The organism is Streptomyces sp. NBC_01429 (genome assembly GCF_036231945.1).
Classification (GTDB): domain Bacteria; phylum Actinomycetota; class Actinomycetes; order Streptomycetales; family Streptomycetaceae; genus Streptomyces.
In genome coordinates, this window is record NZ_CP109599.1 from 2,455,985 (window position 1) to 2,472,822 (window position 16,838).

The window sequence follows — 16,838 nt, forward strand, 5'->3', positions numbered from 1 at the left end:
CGTACCCGTGGCCGGCGGATCCGTACGGATCGAGGTCTGGCCCGCGCGGGCCGGGGGAAATAGGCTTGGTCGAACAGGCCCGCTGTACGCATGGACAGCGAAGAATGGTCTAGTCCACAATGATGGCAAAGCCTCCACCCTCCCCGCACAGGAGGGTGGACCGGGGTTCCGGGCGCTCTCTGCCCTGACTGCGACGGGACCTCTTCCACGGCCGCGCGGGACCGCACACCCGCCGGCCGGAACATTCGGGGCTGCGGTGCCCGACGGGCCGAGGGTCCCGTCGCGGCGCCGCGGCCCACGGGTGAGTGCCGCCGCCCGCGGATGAGTGCCGCGCGTACCGGAGCCGGGGCGGCCGTTCAGCGGGACTCCGGCGTCTTGGCCATCGCGCGCGGGACATCGGGATCGTGGCCCCGGGCCAGGGCGAGTTCGTACGTCAGCAGGTGCAGCGGCAGGATCTCCAGGATCGGCTGGAGCCGTTCGGGGACGCCCGCCGTGGGCAGGACGAAGCCCGCCGAGCCCTTGGCCGCCTCCGCCTCCGAACCCACCACGAGAAGATCCGCGCCCCGGGCGCGCAGCCGGTCGAGCACCGGGCGCAGCACTTCGCCGCCCTTGCCGTCGGGGACGATCGCGACCACCGCCGAGGTGTCGCCGATCATCGCGAGCGGGCCGTGCAGCAGATCCGCGCCGGAGAAGGAGAGAGCGGGCAGATAGCAGGTCTCCATCAGCTTCAGCGCGGCCTCCTGGGCGGTCGGATAGCCGTAGCCGCGCGAGGTGACGACGGCGCGCTCGGCGAACCGGTAGCGGGTGGCGAGCGTACGCACCTCGTCGCGGCGCTCCACGATCCGCTCCGCGAGGTCCGGCAGCAGTTCGAGCGCCGGGCGGTCGTCGTGGTCGTCGCCGCGCTCGCCGCCGCCGAGCGCGGCGACGAAGAGATAGAGGGAGAGCAGCGAGGCGGTGTACGACTTGGTGGCCGGCAGCGCCCGCTCGGGGCCCGCCAGCACGTCGATGTGGAACTCCGAGACGGCGGCCAGCGAGGAGTCCGGGTTGTTGGTCACCGCGAGAGTGATCGCGCCGGCCTCCCGGGCGGCCCAGGTGGAGGCCACCAGATCGGGCGAGCCGCCCCACTGGCTGACCGCGACGAACAGCACCCCGGTGAGGTCGGGGCGGGCGCCGTACGCCGTCGTCGTGGACATGGAGGCCATGCCGCAGGGCAGGCCGCGCCGGATCTCCAGCAGGTACTTGGCGTAGAGCGCCGCGTGGTCGGAGGTGCCCCGGGCGGAGAGCAGCGCGAAGCGCGGGTTCCTGGCCGCGATCACCGCCGCGACCTCGCGGATCCGGGGCGCGCCGTCCTGGAGGACGCGCCGGAAGACTTCGGGCTGCTCCATCACCTCGGCTGACATGAGGCGGCCCGGCCGCTCCACGGGCCCGTCCTGCGCATACCCGGCAGCCATCTCCGACGCCTCCCAGTCGCTCACACCCCAGTCGACCACGGTCCGCCGATCCCCCGCCACCGGGCCGAGAGCCTGTCGGGGGCGCTCGCCCCTCTGCTAGAATTGGTCTATACCACAAGAGTGATACGCGTGAGTCATCCTCAGACCCAGATCGGCAGGTCCCCGCGTGGAAGTTGTCATCGTCAAGGACGCCGCGGCGGGCGGCGCGCTCATCGCGGACAGCATCGCCGCACTGCTGCGCCGCAAGCCCGACGCGCTGCTCGGAGTGGCGACGGGATCGACACCCCTGCCCGTCTACCAGGCCCTGACCGCACGGGCGCGGGCCGGTTCCGTGGACGTGTCGCGGGCCAGGATCGCGCAGCTGGACGAGTACGTGGGGCTGCCCCCGGGCCACCCCGAGTCGTACCGCTCGGTGGTGCTGCGCGAGGTGGTCGAGCCGCTGGGCCTGGACGAGACGTCCTTCCTCGGCCCCGACGGCAGCGCCCCGGACGTCCAGGCGGCGTGCGAGGCGTACGACCGCGCGCTGGCCGAGGCCGGCGGGGTGGACCTCCAGCTGCTCGGGATCGGCACGGACGGCCACATAGGCTTCAACGAGCCCTGCTCCTCGCTCGCCTCCCGGACCCGGATCAAGACGCTGACCCGGCAGACCCGCGAGGACAACGCGCGCTTCTTCGACAGCCCCGAGGAGGTCCCACACCATGTGATCACCCAGGGCATCGGGACCATCCTGGAAGCCCGGCATCTGGTGCTGCTGGCCACCGGCGAGGGCAAGGCGGAGGCCGTGGCGCAGGCCGTCGAGGGGCCGGTCGCCGCCCTGGTGCCCGCCTCCGCGCTCCAGCTGCACGCGCACGCGACGGTGGTCGTGGACGAGGCGGCGGCCTCGCGGCTGAAGCTCGCCGACTACTTCCGCGCGACGTTCGCCGCGAAGCCGGACTGGCAGGGCATCTGAGGCTCGGAGCCTGCGCTCCCCCGCGTACGACACTGCCGGGCCGCCCCTCACGGGGTGGCCCGGCAGTGTCGTACGGTCCGTCAGCTCGACCGGCTCCCGTCAGCTCCGGCCGGCGATGACCTCCGCCGCCGCCCGGCCGCACACACGCGCGGCGCCGTACGTGGCGATGTGCGGCGCTCCCTTGGGCTCCGCCTCGTTGACGCCCATCTCCACGACGACCGTGTCGGGGCGCGCCGCCAGCAGGGCGTCCAGCGCGTCGGACATCCAGGAGTGCCGGTGGGCGTCGCGCACGACGGCGACGACCGTACGGTCCCCCGCCTCGGCGAGCACCGCGGCGGCCGGTCCGGCCGCCGCGTCCGCCGGGGCGCCGTAGGTGCCGGACCGGGTGCCGGGCAGCAGCCGCTCCAGCTCCGCCGCGAGGCCCCACGGGGTCTCGTCGCCCACGGCGATGTTCGCGACGGGGCTGAAGGCGGCGACGTACGGCGCCCGCGCGAGCGGCCGGACCGTCCCGGTCACCCGTACGGCGCGGCGGGCCGCGACCAGGCCGATCGGGGTGCCGGGCGCGGTCCCCTCCTGTGCGTCCGCGCCCGGCCCCGAAGCCCCCCTGGCCCGGAGCGCCCAGTCGGCGAGGCCGCGCACCCGCGCGGCGGCGTCGGCCAGTCGCTCCTCGGACAGTTCGCCCGCCCGTACCGCCGCCACCAGCGCGTCGCGCAGCCGCAGCACGGTGTCCTCGTCCGCCAGGCCGCCGCCGACACAGATGGCGTCGGCGCCCGCCGCGATCGCGAGGACGGAGCCGCGCTCGACTCCGTACGCCGAGGCGATGGCGGCCATCTCGATGCCGTCGGTGATGATCGGCCCCTGGAAGCCCAGCTCCTCGCGCAGCAGACCGCCGAGGATCCGCCGGCTGAGGGTCGCGGGCCGGTCGGGGTCGAGTGCCGGGAGCAGGATGTGCGCGCTCATCACCGATCGGGAACCCGCCGCGATCGCCGCACGGAAGGGCAGCAGCTCACGGGCGTGCACGGTGTCCAGATCGGCGTCGATCCGGGGAATCGCGAGATGCGAGTCCACGGCGGTGTCGCCGTGCCCGGGGAAATGCTTCGTGCAGGCGGCGACCCCGGCGCTCTGGAGCCCCTCGACATACGCGGCGGTGTGCCGGGCCACCAGCTCGGGCCGGACGCCGAACGACCGTACCCCGATGACCGGGTTGTCCCGGTTGGAGTTCACATCGGCGGACGGCGCCCAGTTGAGGTTGACCCCGCACGCGGCGAGCCGGCGGCCCAGCTCCCGGGCGACGCTCCGGGTGAGTTCCGGGTCGTCGACGATGCCCAGGGCGTAGTTGCCGGGGAAGGAGGAGCCGTGGCGTACCTCCAGACGGGTGACATCGCCGCCCTCCTCGTCGATCGCGACGAGGACGTCGTCGCGCTCCCCGCGCAGCCGTTCGGTGAGCGCGGCGAGCTGCTCGGGCGAGTCGACGTTGCGGCCGAAGAGCCCGACGGAGCAGAGTCCCTCGCCGAGCCGCCGCAGCAGCCAGTCGGGCGCGGCGGTGCCGAGGAACCCGGGCTGGAGGACGGCGAGTGCGTCCCGGGTGAGCGTGTCCGTACCGGATACGAGCGTCGTCATCGGCTGTCCTAACCCTTCACTGCGCCGGAGGTGAGACCGGTCGCCATGTACTTCTGTACCAGGAGGAAGAAGGCCACCACCGGTATGGCGATCAGGGTGGAGGCGGCCATCAGGGCTCCGTAGTCGACGCCGCGCGAGGTGGTGAAGTTCATCAGCCACACGTTCAGCGTGTATTTGTCGTTGTCCTGGAGGAGTACATAGGCGAGCAGGTACTCGTTCCACGCCGTGATCAGCGAGAAGATCGCCGCTGCGGCCAGCCCCGGGGCGAGCAGCGGGAAGGTGACCCGCCAGAAGGCGCCCATCCTGCCGCAGCCGTCCACCATCGCGGACTCCTCCAGCTCCTGCGGGATGTTGATGACGAAGCCGCGGATCATCCAGGTCGCGAAGGGCAGCGTCGACACCAGATAGATGACGATGACGCCCCAGTACTCGTTCAGCCCGCCCAGGTCGTTGAGCTGGATGTAGATGGGGATGAGCATCGCGGTCGGCGGCAGCAGCTGCACGACCAGCAGCACGATCATGAAGAACTTGCGGCCCCGGAAGCGGAACCGGCCGATGGCGAAGGCGGCGATGGTGGCCAGCAGCATCCCGCCGAGTACGGCGACGCCGCAGATGATCAGGCTGGACTGGATGGCCGTGCCGAAGTTCGGCTGGTTCATGGCCCGCTGGAAGTTGTCGAGCGTGAACGAGGAGGGCCACAGGGTCTGGTCGTAGCTGCGGATCTCGACGTTGGGCCGCAGCGAGCTGATGAGCAGCCAGTAGACCGGGAAGGCCATGACGACGAACACGCCCAGGCCCAGGACGTTGTAGACGAGCCGGTTCTTCTTGCGGTCCGGGCGGAGGGTCTGCGGGGTGGAGGCGCTCATTCGACCTCTCCGATCTTGAGCAGCTGGCGCAGGTAGTACACGGCGACGCCGGAGAGCAGCAGGACGGTGATGAGGGAGATGGCCGCGCCCTGGCTGAACGAGTTGGACTCGAATGCCTTCTCGAACGAGTAGATGCCGAGGAGCGAGTACTCGGGCTCCGGCTTGTTGCCGCGGATCAGGAAGACCTGGCCGAAGACATTGAAGTCCCAGAGTACGGACAGGGTGCCCACCATCTGGAAGACCGGCTTGATGACCGGCCAGGTCACGTACCGGAAGATCCCGGTGACGCCCGCGCCGTCGAGGGCCGCGGCCTCCTCCAGTTCCTTGGGGACCTGGGTGAGGGCCGCGTAGAGGGTGACGGCGACGAAGGGGATGGCGCCCCAGACGACGACGGCTCCGATGATGACGAAGCCCTGCTTGGGGTCGAGGAACCAGTTGTGGCCCTGGGCGTCCATTCCGAGGTACTTGGTCAGCACCATGTTCAGGACGCCGTAGTCGGAGTCGGCGAACCAGCGGAAGATGGAGGTCGCGACCAGCAGCGGCATCGACCAGGCGGCGACGAGCGCGGCGGTGAGCAGCAGCCGTACCCAGGTGTCCATGCGCTGCATCAGCATGGAGATGCCGAGACCGGCGGCCATGGTGGCGACCACACAGACGACCATGAAGACGACGGTCCGCAGGACCACGGCCCAGAACTCGCCGTCGCCGAGGATGTTGGTGAACTGGTCGAAGCCCACCCAGGGGGCGGCCTGCCCGCTCCACAGCTCCCGTCTGCCGACGTCCTGGAAGGACATGATGACGGTCTTCACGAGCGGCCAGACGAAGACGGCGGCGATCGCGACGAACGCGGGGGCTATCAGCAGGTAGGGCAGCAGCGCCCCGGCCTTGCGCCGCGGGCGCGTCGGCGGCGACCGGTCCGGCCGGGGAGACCGGGGGCCGCCGGCCCCTTCGGGAACCGGCGCGACGGCTACCGGCGGGTCGGCTGCTTTCATCTCGGCGGCACTCACGTGTGCTGGCCTTCCGTTCGGACCTGGTACCGGAGGACGGGAGGCGGCGGAGCCCGGACGGCCCTGTACGGGCCTCGGACCCCGCCCCCTCCCGCGGACGATCAACGCGGAGCCGTTGGCTCAGGAGTCTTCGTTGATCATCTTGTTGATCTCCGCGTCGGCCGCCTTCGTGGCGTCGGCCACCGACTTGCCCTTGATGATGTCGAGCAGCATCACCTCAAGGGTTTCCTTCTTCTCGATGGCGGTCCAGCCCGGGGCGATCGGGGTGAACCACGCGTCGGGAACGGCGTTGGCGATCGGCGCCGTGTCCGGGTTGGCCTTCAGCGGCTCCAGCTGCTTGGTGTTGTTCGGCAGGATGTCCTTGGAGGCGAGCACCTCCTGCGACTTGCCGCTGGTGAAGGCGGCGATCCACTCCTCGCCGAGGTCCTGGACCTTCGACTTGGAGATGGTGGCGAGGTCGGAGCCGCCGATGAAGGACGGCAGGGCCTTGCCGTCGGGGCCGGGCATACCGGCGATGCCGATCTTGTCCTTCAGCTTCGGATTGCCGTTCTGGGCCGGGTCGATGACGCTGCCCGACTCCCAGCCGTTGCCGTAGAGGAGCGCGGTCTTCTCGTTGGCCATGACGTTGGCGTGGTCCGCCTCGTCCTTGGTCTTGTCACCGTGGTTGTACTTCTTCACCAGGTCGACGAAGTGCTGGATGCCCTTCTGGGCCTCCGGGGTGGAGAGGGTGGACTTCCACTCCTTGGCGCCCTCGTCGTACTCGGCTATCTGCCCGCCGTACGCGGCCACGTACGACATGGCGGCGTACCAGTAGCGGCCCGGGAGGTAGAGCGGCGAGAACGCCTTGTCCTTGCCGTTCTTCGCCTGGATCTTGTCGAGCGCCTTGGTCAGGTCGGCCTCGGTGGCGGGCAGTTCGTCGGAGCCCGTACCGGCCTTGAACATGTCCTTGTTGTAGATCGCCACGCGCGCGCCGGCGTAGTAGGGCACGCAGTACTGCTTGCCCTCGAAGGAGCAGGTGTCCTTCAGGCCCTTGATCCAGGTGTCCGAGTTCTCGTACTTCTTCGGGTCGATCTCACCGAGAGCGCCGTTGAGGATGTACGTCATGGTCTCGGTGTTGCCCAGCTCGACGACGTCGGGGAACTTGTCGCCGGAGAGCGCCGCGTCGAGCTTCTTGGCCTTGTCCGCCCACTGCTGGTAGTTGACGTTGACCTTGACGTTCGGGTACTTCTCCTTGAACTGCGCGTTGACGTCCTTGACCAGTTCCGGCCAGGTGCTCTGCGCGTCGGACATCAGCCAGACGGTCAGCGTCTCCTTACGGTCCTTGGGATCCTTGGACGCCGAGCTGTCGTCCGATCCGCACGCCGCTACGCTGAACATCATGCCCGCGACGCCGACCGCCGCGATGAGCTTGCGCTTCACGCCATCCTCCTCAAGGGATGCCTGCAACCCCCCTGCCCGCCGCGAAGACCGCGAAGACTCAAGACAAGTACTGACACGTACTGCTGACACGTACGACTGACAAGTACCGCTGGGGCCGGGACCTGATCTTTAATGGTTTAGACCAGTACCGGGAGCTTGGCCTAGACCTTTAGGGGTGTCAAGGGTGTATAAGAAGGGCTGTCGCGTCCGTTACCGGACCGACACATGAGGGAGGGCGACACCCTGTGGCCGGACCGTGCCACCATGTGAGCCGCGACAGACGGAGGAGCCGGTGACGGCAGCAGCGCAGGAGTCGGGAAGGCAGGCCATGGCCACGGACGGGGGCGGTAGCGAGACCGAGGGCGGCACTCCCACCCGTACCGCGCGCGTACCCAAGTACTACCGGCTGAAGCGGCACTTGCTCGACATCACCGACACCTTGCCGCCCGGCACGCCCGTACCTCCCGAGCGCACCCTCGCCGCCGAGTTCGACACCTCGCGCACGACGGTGCGCCAGGCCCTCCAGGAGCTGGTGGTCGAAGGGCGGCTGGAGCGCATCCAGGGCAAGGGCACCTTCGTGGCGAAGCCCAAGGTGTCGCAGGCCCTCCAGCTCACCTCGTACACCGAGGACATGCGGGCGCAGGGCCTGGAACCGACGTCGCAGCTGCTGGAGATCGGCTACGTCACCGCCGACGACACGCTGGCCGGACTGCTCGACATCACCGCCGGCGGACGCGTGCTGCGCATCGAGCGGCTGCGGCTGGCCAGCGGCGAGCCGATGGCTATCGAGACAACGCACCTGTCCGCGAAGAGGTTCCCCGCGCTGCGCCGCTCGCTCGTCAAGTACACGTCCCTCTACACGGCGTTGGCCGAGGTGTACGACGTCCATCTGGCCGAGGCCGAGGAGACCATCGAGACCTCGCTGGCCACCCCGCGCGAGGCGGGACTGCTCGGTACGGACGTCGGCCTGCCCATGCTGATGCTCTCGCGCCACTCGCTGGACGCGGCGGGCGAGCCGGTGGAGTGGGTGCGGTCCGTCTACCGCGGCGACCGCTACAAGTTCGTGGCGCGGCTGAAGCGCCCGGCGCGCTGAGTGCCGCGCTGGTCGGCGCGCTGACCAACTCACGCCGACCGGCGAGACCGTCACCAACTCCTTGCCGAATCCACACTTTCCGTACCGATGTCCGGACGGGGGGTGACGGCGGGCGATCCCCTGGCTTAGTTTTCCTGCGTGTTCAGCAGGTGACCAGTGAGGGGACCACTCGCCCATGCCAGAGCCCGCACCGACCGACGCCGCACCCGACGCCGCACCCGGATCCGGTTCCGCACCCGGATCCGCACCGGGCGCGGCCCCGAAGCTCACGCCCGGATCAATCACCGTCTGGGCGCTCGTCGCCCTGGTGGGCGCGGCGGGCTGGGGGGTGCTCGCCCTCTCCCGCGGCGAGGAGGTGTCGGCCGCCTGGATGCTGGCCGCGGCCCTGGGTTCGTATGCCATCGCCTACCGCTTCTACTCCCGCTTCATCGCCAACCGGGTGCTCAAGGTCGACAAGACCCGGGCCACCCCGGCCGAGCGGCTCGACAACGGTGTCGACTTCCACCCCACCGACCGGCGTGTGCTGTTCGGCCACCACTTCGCGGCCATCGCGGGGGCCGGGCCGCTGGTCGGTCCCGTCCTCGCCGCACAGATGGGGTATCTGCCCGGCACCATCTGGATCGTGGCGGGCGTGATCTTCGCCGGCGCCGTCCAGGACATGGTGACGCTGTTCTTCTCCACCCGCCGCGACGGCCGGTCGCTCGGCCAGATCGCCCGGGACGAGATCGGCCCCTTCGGCGGGGCCGCCGCGCTGGTCGCGGTCTTCATGATCATGATCATTCTGCTGGCCGTGCTGGCACTGGTCATCGTCAACGCCCTGGCCCACTCGCCGTGGGGCGTCTTCTCCATCGCCATGACCATCCCGATCGCCCTGTTCATGGGCGTGTACCTGCGCGTGCTGCGGCCCGGCCGGGTCACCGAGGTCTCGGTCATCGGCGTGGCGCTGCTGCTGCTCGCCATCGTGTCGGGCGGCTGGGTCGCGGAGTCCTCGCTCGCCGGCACCTTCACGCTGGAAGCGAGCACGCTGGTCATCTGGATGATCGCGTACGGCTTCCTCGCCTCCGTACTCCCGGTGTGGATGCTGCTGGCGCCGCGCGACTACCTGTCGACGTTCATGAAGGTCGGCACGATCGTGCTGCTCGCGCTCGGCGTGGTCATCGCGCTTCCGACGCTGAAGATGGACGCGGTGACCGAGTTCGCGAGCCGGGGTGACGGGCCGGTCTTCGCCGGATCGATGTTCCCGTTCGTCTTCATCACCATCGCGTGCGGCGCGCTCTCCGGGTTCCACTCCCTGATCTCCTCGGGCACCACTCCGAAGATGGTCCAGAAGGAGACCCAGATCCGGATGATCGGCTACGGCGCGATGCTGACCGAGTCGTTCGTCGCGATCATGGCGATGATCACGGCCTGTGTCATCGACCCGGGTCTGTACTTCGCGGTCAACTCCCCGGCCGGGGTCATCGGCGGTACGGTCGAATCGGCGTCGCAGGCGGTCGCCAACCTCGGCTTCACCATCTCGCCCGACCAACTCGCCCAGGCGGCCAAGGACGTCGAGGAGACCAGCCTGCTGTCGCGGACCGGCGGCGCGCCGACCTTCGCCCTCGGCATGTCGGAGATCTTCTCGTCCGTCCTCGGCGGCACCGCGCTGAAGGCGTTCTGGTACCACTTCGCGATCATGTTCGAGGCGCTGTTCATCCTCACCACGGTGGACGCGGGCACCCGTGTCGGGCGCTTCATGCTCCAGGACATGCTCGGCAACGTGTACAAGCCGATGCGCCAGGTCAGCTGGAAGCCGGGCGTCTGGTTCGCCAGCGCGGTGGTGGTCGGCGGCTGGGGCTACTTCCTGTGGGTCGGCGTCCACGACCCGCTGGGCGGCATCAACCAGCTGTTCCCGCTCTTCGGCATCGCCAACCAGCTGCTGGCTGCGGTGGCCCTCGCCGTCTGCACGACGCTGCTGGTCAAGTCAGGACGGCTGAAATGGGCCTGGGTGACCGCCGTACCGCTCGCCTGGGACGCCGCCGTGACCCTCACGGCGAGCTGGCAGAAGATCTTCTCCGGCGACCCGAAGGTGGGCTTCTTCACCCAGCGCGACGTGTACCAGTCGGCCATCGACCGGGGCGAGGTGCTGCCGCCGGCCAAGACGATGGACGACATGCACACCGTCGTGACCAACTCCACGGTGGACGGGGTCCTCTCGGCCCTCTTCGCGCTCCTGATCCTCGTGGTCATCGCGGACGCCGGACGGGTCTGCCTCAAGGCGATCCGCGCACCGGAGAGCGTGAAACTGTCGGAGGCGCCGTACGTCAGGTCCGGCATCGTCGCCCCGGCGGGGATGATCCCCACCCAGGAGGAGAAGGCGGAGCTGGCCGCCGCCGAGGCGGAGGCGAAGGTGGCGGCGGGCGCGGGAGCGGGACCGGGAAGCGGCGCCTCATGACGGCGGCCGTGACCGTGACCGCCAGAGCGCGGCACATCGCCGGGCGGATCCGCTGGTACGTGCGCGAGCTGACCGGCGAGTCGGGGTACGACCGGTACGTCGCCCACACCACCGCCCACGCCCCGGAGGCCCGGATCATGAGCCGCCGGGCCTTCGAACGCAGCCGCACGGACGCCCGCGAGGCCGACCCGCGCGAGGGCTTCCGCTGCTGCTGAACGGCCGCACCACGAAGGCACAGCGGTGCCGGGAGGGGTACCGGGAGCGGTACCAGCGACCGTAACCGAAGCGACCCACGACACAACATCTGGGGGGTGCCGCACCGCGCGCCCCCCAGATGTATGCTCGACCTCGCTGTCGACGCAGGGGAATCCGGTGCGAATCCGGAACTGTCCCGCAACGGTATGCGTTGGCGTGTTTTGTCACGCCCGCGTAAGTCCGGGTACCTGCCGACGGTGCGTCCGGCTCGACCCGATCCGGACGCCCAGACGTCCGGGCCTCGCGGTTGGGCCGGTGGACGCCGTACGCGGTAGGTGCTGCCCGGACACGGGCCGCGTCCCCCTGCGTACGGCCGGTCCCCCGTTTCCCTCCGTTGGCCCAGAGCCGAGCGAGGGAGAGCCCCACCGTGACCATCGCGCCAGCCGATCCGGTCTCAGTCGATCCGGTCCCAGCCGTTACGGAATCCGCCGAGCCGAAGGCCGACGGACCCGGCACCGCGCTGCTGCGGACCCTGACGGACCTGACCGCCGATCTGCCCGACACCGACCCGGGCAGGGTCGCCGCCGCCGCGCTGCGGGGCCGCAACGCCCGCTCGGACGAGGCCGAGTTGCGGGAGCTGGCCACCGAGGCGGCGGCCGGACTGATCTCCGAGGACCCGGCGTACTCCCGGCTCGCGGCCAGACTGCTGACGCGCACGATCGCGGACGAGGCGGCGACCCAGGGCGCCGTGTCGTTCTCCGCCTCCGTCACGACCGGGCACCGCGAGGGTCTGATCGCGGACCGTACCGCCGCCTTCGTCGCGCTCCACGCTGCCCGGCTCGACGCGATGATCGACACCGCCGCCGACGACCGCTTCGGCTACTTCGGGCTGCGGACGCTCTACAGCCGTTACCTCCTGCGGCACCCGATCACCCGCCAGGTCATCGAGACCCCGCAGCACTTCATGGCGCGCGTCGCCGCCGGGCTCGCGGAGGACGAGAGCGACCGGGCCGTGACCGAGGTCGAGCGGCTCTACACGCTGATGAGCCGGCTGGAGTACCTCCCCTCCTCCCCCACCCTCTTCAACTCCGGCACCCGGCACCCGCAGATGTCCTCCTGCTATCTGCTGGACTCCCCGCTGGACGAGCTGGACTCCATCTACGACCGCTACCACCAGGTGGCGCGGCTCTCGAAGCACGCGGGGGGCATCGGGCTCTCGTACTCCCGTATCCGCTCGCGCGGTTCGCTGATCCGGGGGACGAACGGCCACTCCAACGGCATCGTCCCGTTCCTGCGCACGCTCGACTCGTCGGTCGCGGCCGTCAACCAGGGCGGCCGGCGCAAGGGCGCGGCCTGTGTCTACCTGGAGACCTGGCACGCGGACCTGGAGGAGTTCCTCGAACTGCGCGACAACACGGGCGAGGAGGCGCGGCGTACGCACAACCTGAACCTCGCGCACTGGATCCCGGACGAGTTCATGCGCCGGGTCGAGTCGGACGGGAGCTGGTCGCTGTTCTCCCCGGCCGACGTGCCGGAGCTGGTGGACCTGTGGGGCGACGAGTTCGACGCCGCGTACCGCAAGGCGGAGGCGGACGGACTGGCCCGTAGAACCATCCCCGCGCGCGAGCTGTACGGCCGGATGATGCGCACCCTCGCCCAGACCGGCAACGGCTGGATGACCTTCAAGGACGCGTCGAACCGTACCGCCAACCAGACCGCCGAGCCCGGCCACACCGTGCACTCCTCCAACCTCTGCACGGAGATCCTGGAGGTCACGGACGACGGCGAGACGGCGGTCTGCAACCTGGGGTCGGTCAACCTCGGCGCGTTCGTGCTGGAGTCGGGCGAGATCGACTGGGAGCGGCTGGACGAGACCGTCCGCACGGCCGTCACCTTCCTCGACCGCGTCGTGGACATCAACTTCTACCCGACCGAGCAGGCCGGCCGCTCCAACGCGAAGTGGCGCCCGGTGGGCCTGGGCGCGATGGGTCTCCAGGACGTCTTCTTCAAGAAGCGGCTGCCCTTCGACTCCCCCGAGGCCGCCGCGCTCTCGACGCGGATCGCCGAGCGCGTCATGCTCGCCGCGTACGAGGCGTCCTGCGACCTCGCGGAGCGCAACGGCCCGCTGCCCGCCTGGTCCAAGACGCGCGCCGCGCGCGGGGTGCTGCACCCCGACCACTACGACGTGGAGCTGAACTGGCCGGAGCGCTGGGACGCGCTGCGCGCCCGGATCGCCACGACGGGCATGCGCAACTCGCTGCTCCTGGCGATCGCGCCGACGGCGACCATCGCCTCGATCGCCGGCGTGTACGAGTGCATCGAGCCGCAGGTCTCCAACCTCTTCAAGCGCGAGACGCTGTCGGGCGAGTTCCTCCAGGTCAACTCGTACCTGGTGGACGAACTGAAGCGGCTCGGCGTCTGGGACGCGCAGACCCGCGAGGCGCTGCGCGAGTCCAGCGGCTCGGTGGCCGGCTTCGGCTGGGTACCGGCGGAGGTGCGGGAACTGTTCCGTACGGCGTGGGAGATCCCGCAGCGCGGACTGATCGACATGGCCGCCGCCCGTACGCCGTTCCTGGACCAGAGCCAGTCGCTGAACCTGTTCCTGGAGACGCCGACCATCGGGAAGCTCAGCTCGATGTACGCGTACGCCTGGAAGAAGGGGCTCAAGACGACGTACTACCTGCGCTCGCGCCCGGCGACGCGGATCGCGCGGGCGGCGGGCTCGCAGCAGGCGTCGCGGCCGGAGCCCACCCCCGTACCCGCGCAGGCGGCCTCTGTTGAGGACGCGATCGCCTGCTCCCTGGAGAACCCCGAGTCCTGCGAGGCATGCCAGTAATGACGAACAACACTTCCGCACAGAAGAACCTGCTGGACCCGGGCTTCGAACTGACCCTGCGGCCCATGCGCTACCCGGACTTCTACGAGCGCTACCGCGACGCGATCAAGAACACCTGGACGGTGGAGGAGGTCGACCTCCACTCGGACGTCGCCGACCTCGCCAAGCTCACCCCCGGCGAGCAGCACATGATCGGCCGGCTGGTCGCGTTCTTCGCGACGGGCGACTCGATCGTGTCGAACAACCTGGTGCTGACGCTCTACAAGCACATCAACTCCCCCGAGGCACGGCTCTACCTCTCGCGCCAGCTCTTCGAGGAGGCCGTCCACGTCCAGTTCTATCTGACGCTGCTGGACACGTACCTCCCCGACCCGGAGGACCGCGCGGCGGCGTTCGACGCGGTGGAGGAGATCCCGTCGATCCGCGAGAAGGCGCAGTTCTGCTTCAAGTGGATGGACTCGGTCGAGAAGATCGACCGCCTGGAGTCGAAGGCGGACCGCCGCCGCTTCCTGCTCAACCTGATCTGCTTCGCGGCGTGCATCGAGGGGCTGTTCTTCTACGGCGCCTTCGCGTACGTGTACTGGTTCCGCTCGCGCGGCCTGCTGCACGGCCTGGCCACGGGGACCAACTGGGTCTTCCGCGACGAGACGATGCACATGAACTTCGCCTTCGAGGTCGTGGACACCGTACGCAAGGAGGAGCCGGAACTCTTCGACGACCAGCTCCAGCAGCAGGTCACGGACATGCTGAAGGAGGCGGTCGAGGCTGAGCTCCAGTTCGGCCGCGACCTGTGCGGCGAGGGCCTGCCGGGCATGAACACCGAGTCGATGCGCGAGTACCTGGAGTGCGTGGCGGACCAGCGCCTCCAGCGGCTGGGCTTCCCGCCGGTGTACGGCTCCTCGAACCCGTTCTCGTTCATGGAGTTGCAGGGCGTGCAGGAGCTGACGAACTTCTTCGAGCGGCGTCCGTCGGCGTACCAGGTCGCGGTGGAGGGCACGGTCGGCTTCGACGACGACTTCTAGTCTCCGCTTCCGGTCTCTGCTTCCGGTCTCTGCCGGGCTTGAGTTGGGCTGACCCCGTACACGGAGTGATCGTGTGTACGGGGTCAGAGGTACGAGGTCAGCGGCCCGAGGTCAGTACTGGGTGCAGTAGGAACCGGTGCGCATCGACTCGAAGTTCGCCTTGAAGCTGTCGTACACCGCCGCGTTGTCGATCTTCAGCAGGGTCTCGTCGTAGGAGCGGAGATTCGGGAACGTGTAGTTGTGGCTCCCGGTGAAGACGAGCTTGCGTCCGGTGGCGTCCAGGTAAGTGCCCTCGATCAGAAGGTACTTGGAGTGGACACCGATGGCGCGGGTGGTGCCGTCGGCGTTCTGCGTCGTTCCCTTGCACCGCGAGACGGTGGTGAGGTTGCCCTTGACCGCGTTCCCCACGGCGGTGCCGAGGTTGCCTGACTCATCGTTGTGGAGGAGGTCGACGCGGCACCCGGCCTGCTTCAGGCTCACCAGCTTGTCGGCGACCTGGACCCGGGTGAAGGCATACATTCCGACCCGGATACGGGTGACACCGCCCGCGCAGCTGACGTTCTTCAGCAGCGAGACGATGGTGTCCGTGGAGGGGTCCTTGTCATAGGTGCCCGAGTCCTCCTTGCGCGGGAAGAAGTAGGTCTTGTACTTACCGCTCTGCTGGGTCTTGTAGTAGTGGTCGAGGCCGCTCCCCGACGAACCGTGCTTCTTGAGGTCCTCCCAGTAGGCGCGGTAGGTGGTGTAGAGACCGGATCCGGCGTCCGGGATGGTCACCGCGTTGTTGAAGTACTTGGTGCGCTGGGTGGTGGTCAGATTCGCGGAGGTCTGGAACACGACCCCGTCCGTGTCGCCGACCTGAGAGAAGAGGAAGAACTTGTTGTGGTTGATGGCGCCGGTGTGGTCAGCGTTGAGTTTCCGGTTGCCCAGACAGCCACGCGGGACCGGGCAGGCCAGAACCCAGGAGTCGGCGGAGAGAGTGGTGCCGAGCCCCGCCTTGAGCGTGTCGTACTGGGAGCCGCCCGTGTCGACACTGTCGCCGTCGATGATCATCTTCACCTTGACACCGCGCTCCTTGGCCGCGACCAGCGCCGCGCTCACCGTGGTGTCCGTGAACAGATAGATGGAACCGTCAATACGCGACCCCGACGGCGACCGCTGGATCAGGGAGACCAACTGGTTCCTGATCGCGTTCTGCTCTGCGCCGGTCCCCGCCGGGTGGTTGAAGGTACTGGTCAGCGGAACCGTGTCGGCCGCCTGCGCGACGGTGGGCGCGGCCAGGAGCGACGCACCGAGCAACGCGGCCAGAACGGGGGCGAGGCGAACGGCTCCCACCTTCGCTCTCCACTTCGTCTTCATCCTTAATCCACCCTCACCTCGTTCAATTGAGCCGCTGTCCACTCTAAGTGACGACCAATCACTCTGCGAGCGAGAATGAGAGAGGCACTCAACGGGCCCGATGACCCACCTCCGCCCACACGGACTTGGTGTACGGGTCGCGCACCACCCACCCCCACCGGTCGGCAAAGGCGGCGACCAGCAACAGCCCGCGCCCACCGGTCGAGTACACCGACGGCCGGGGAGAGATCCCGGGCGCCCTGGGCAGCCGGTCGGGCCGGGTGTCGATGACCTCGACCCGTACCAGCTCGGCGGCGAGGGCGAGGCGCACCTCGAAGTCCCGTCCGGGCGTACGCCCATGGGTGACGGCGTTGGCGGCGAACTCGGCGACGACGGCGGTGATCACGGCGGAGGCGGCGGTCGTCCGGGGAATCCCCCACTCGTCGAGCTGCTGCGCGCCGAGCAACCGGGCGAGGCGGGCGCCACGATGGCTGGAACTGAGCCTGATCCGGGAGGGCGGAAGGAGGGGCGAGAGGGGCGGCGGGGAGGCAAGCTCGGCGGGGAGGGCGGGTCCGGTGGAGACGGCGGCGGGGGGAGTCTGCGACTTCATA

The 16,838-nt window shown here is 69.4% G+C and carries 13 protein-coding genes and 1 riboswitch; of the genes, 6 read left to right on the forward strand and 7 right to left on the reverse strand.

The genetic code is table 11. The annotated features are described in order from the left end of the window. Positions 1 to 356: 356 nt before the first annotated feature. Positions 357 to 1,451, reverse strand: coding sequence for an SIS domain-containing protein (locus OG627_RS10225; protein WP_329072544.1), 1,095 nt, complete (start codon positions 1,449 to 1,451; stop codon positions 357 to 359). A gap of 166 nt (positions 1,452 to 1,617) precedes the next feature. On the opposite strand from OG627_RS10225, the gene nagB reads away from it, so the two are divergent. Then, positions 1,618 to 2,400, forward strand: a complete 783-nt coding sequence (nagB, locus tag OG627_RS10230) for a glucosamine-6-phosphate deaminase (protein ID WP_329063619.1) — start codon at positions 1,618 to 1,620, stop codon at positions 2,398 to 2,400. A 99-nt stretch (positions 2,401 to 2,499) separates the two neighbouring features. Here nagB and OG627_RS10235 read toward each other — a convergent pair whose 3' ends face one another. The 4 genes from OG627_RS10235 to OG627_RS10250 form a co-directional block, all read right to left on the reverse strand. After that, positions 2,500 to 4,020 (reverse strand): glycoside hydrolase family 3 protein, encoded by a 1,521-nt coding sequence (locus OG627_RS10235; RefSeq protein WP_329063621.1) that lies wholly within the window; start codon positions 4,018 to 4,020, stop codon positions 2,500 to 2,502. Between the two features lie 8 nt (positions 4,021 to 4,028). Further along, complete coding sequence (locus OG627_RS10240; RefSeq protein ID WP_329063623.1) at positions 4,029 to 4,886, reverse strand: carbohydrate ABC transporter permease; 858 nt, start codon at positions 4,884 to 4,886, stop codon at positions 4,029 to 4,031. Further along, positions 4,883 to 5,893, reverse strand: a complete 1,011-nt coding sequence (locus OG627_RS10245; protein ID WP_329063625.1) for a carbohydrate ABC transporter permease — start codon at positions 5,891 to 5,893, stop codon at positions 4,883 to 4,885. The genes OG627_RS10240 and OG627_RS10245 overlap by 4 nt, the downstream gene beginning before the upstream one ends. A gap of 120 nt (positions 5,894 to 6,013) precedes the next feature. Next, on the reverse strand, positions 6,014 to 7,312 hold the full coding sequence (locus OG627_RS10250) for a sugar ABC transporter substrate-binding protein (RefSeq protein ID WP_329063627.1): 1,299 nt from the start codon (positions 7,310 to 7,312) through the stop codon (positions 6,014 to 6,016). Between the two features lie 328 nt (positions 7,313 to 7,640). Here OG627_RS10250 and OG627_RS10255 point away from each other — a divergent pair, with 328 nt between their 5' ends. The 5 genes from OG627_RS10255 to OG627_RS10275 all read left to right on the forward strand — a co-directional run bounded on the left by OG627_RS10255 (position 7,641) and on the right by OG627_RS10275 (position 14,892). Next, positions 7,641 to 8,405, forward strand: coding sequence for a GntR family transcriptional regulator (locus OG627_RS10255; protein WP_329072546.1), 765 nt, complete (start codon positions 7,641 to 7,643; stop codon positions 8,403 to 8,405). A gap of 175 nt (positions 8,406 to 8,580) precedes the next feature. Further along, complete coding sequence (locus tag OG627_RS10260) at positions 8,581 to 10,839, forward strand: carbon starvation CstA family protein (protein ID WP_329063630.1); 2,259 nt, start codon at positions 8,581 to 8,583, stop codon at positions 10,837 to 10,839. Continuing rightward, the gene (locus tag OG627_RS10265; protein ID WP_329063632.1) at positions 10,836 to 11,054 is read left to right on the forward strand and encodes a YbdD/YjiX family protein; all 219 of its coding nucleotides are present in this window, start codon (positions 10,836 to 10,838) and stop codon (positions 11,052 to 11,054) included. Before OG627_RS10260 ends, OG627_RS10265 begins: the two co-directional genes overlap by 4 nt. Positions 11,055 to 11,177: 123 nt before the next feature. Continuing rightward, positions 11,178 to 11,304: riboswitch (cobalamin riboswitch) on the forward strand. A gap of 157 nt (positions 11,305 to 11,461) precedes the next feature. Further along, complete coding sequence (locus tag OG627_RS10270) at positions 11,462 to 13,870, forward strand: ribonucleoside-diphosphate reductase subunit alpha (protein ID WP_329063634.1); 2,409 nt, start codon at positions 11,462 to 11,464, stop codon at positions 13,868 to 13,870. Then, positions 13,870 to 14,892, forward strand: coding sequence for a ribonucleotide-diphosphate reductase subunit beta (locus OG627_RS10275; protein WP_443073444.1), 1,023 nt, complete (start codon positions 13,870 to 13,872; stop codon positions 14,890 to 14,892). Before OG627_RS10270 ends, OG627_RS10275 begins: the two co-directional genes overlap by 1 nt. A gap of 111 nt (positions 14,893 to 15,003) precedes the next feature. Here the strand turns inward: OG627_RS10275 and OG627_RS10280 are convergent, their stop codons facing one another. Then, positions 15,004 to 16,224: a phospholipase D-like domain-containing protein gene (locus OG627_RS10280; protein ID WP_329063639.1), complete on the reverse strand. Its 1,221-nt coding sequence runs from the start codon at positions 16,222 to 16,224 to the stop codon at positions 15,004 to 15,006. 112 nt (positions 16,225 to 16,336) lie between these two features. Then, positions 16,337 to 16,837 carry an ATP-binding protein gene (locus OG627_RS10285; RefSeq protein WP_329063641.1) on the reverse strand — a complete coding sequence of 167 codons (501 nt, stop codon included), beginning with the start codon at positions 16,835 to 16,837 and terminating at the stop codon, positions 16,337 to 16,339. Position 16,838: the final 1 nt, after the last annotated feature.

Excerpts from the sequence above, each read along its gene's own strand:
- OG627_RS10225 (WP_329072544.1), bottom strand. The coding sequence starts at position 1,451 with ATGGCTGCCGGGTATGCGCAGGACGGGCCCGTGGAGCGGCCGGGCCGC.
- OG627_RS10235 (WP_329063621.1), bottom strand. The coding sequence starts at position 4,020 with ATGACGACGCTCGTATCCGGTACGGACACGCTCACCCGGGACGCACTC.
- OG627_RS10240 (WP_329063623.1), bottom strand. The coding sequence starts at position 4,886 with ATGAGCGCCTCCACCCCGCAGACCCTCCGCCCGGACCGCAAGAAGAAC.
- OG627_RS10255 (WP_329072546.1), top strand. The coding sequence starts at position 7,641 with ATGGCCACGGACGGGGGCGGTAGCGAGACCGAGGGCGGCACTCCCACC.
- OG627_RS10260 (WP_329063630.1), top strand. The coding sequence starts at position 8,581 with ATGCCAGAGCCCGCACCGACCGACGCCGCACCCGACGCCGCACCCGGA.
- OG627_RS10265 (WP_329063632.1), top strand. The coding sequence starts at position 10,836 with ATGACGGCGGCCGTGACCGTGACCGCCAGAGCGCGGCACATCGCCGGG.
- OG627_RS10275 (WP_443073444.1), top strand. The coding sequence starts at position 13,870 with ATGACGAACAACACTTCCGCACAGAAGAACCTGCTGGACCCGGGCTTC.
- OG627_RS10285 (WP_329063641.1), bottom strand. The coding sequence starts at position 16,837 with ATGAAGTCGCAGACTCCCCCCGCCGCCGTCTCCACCGGACCCGCCCTC.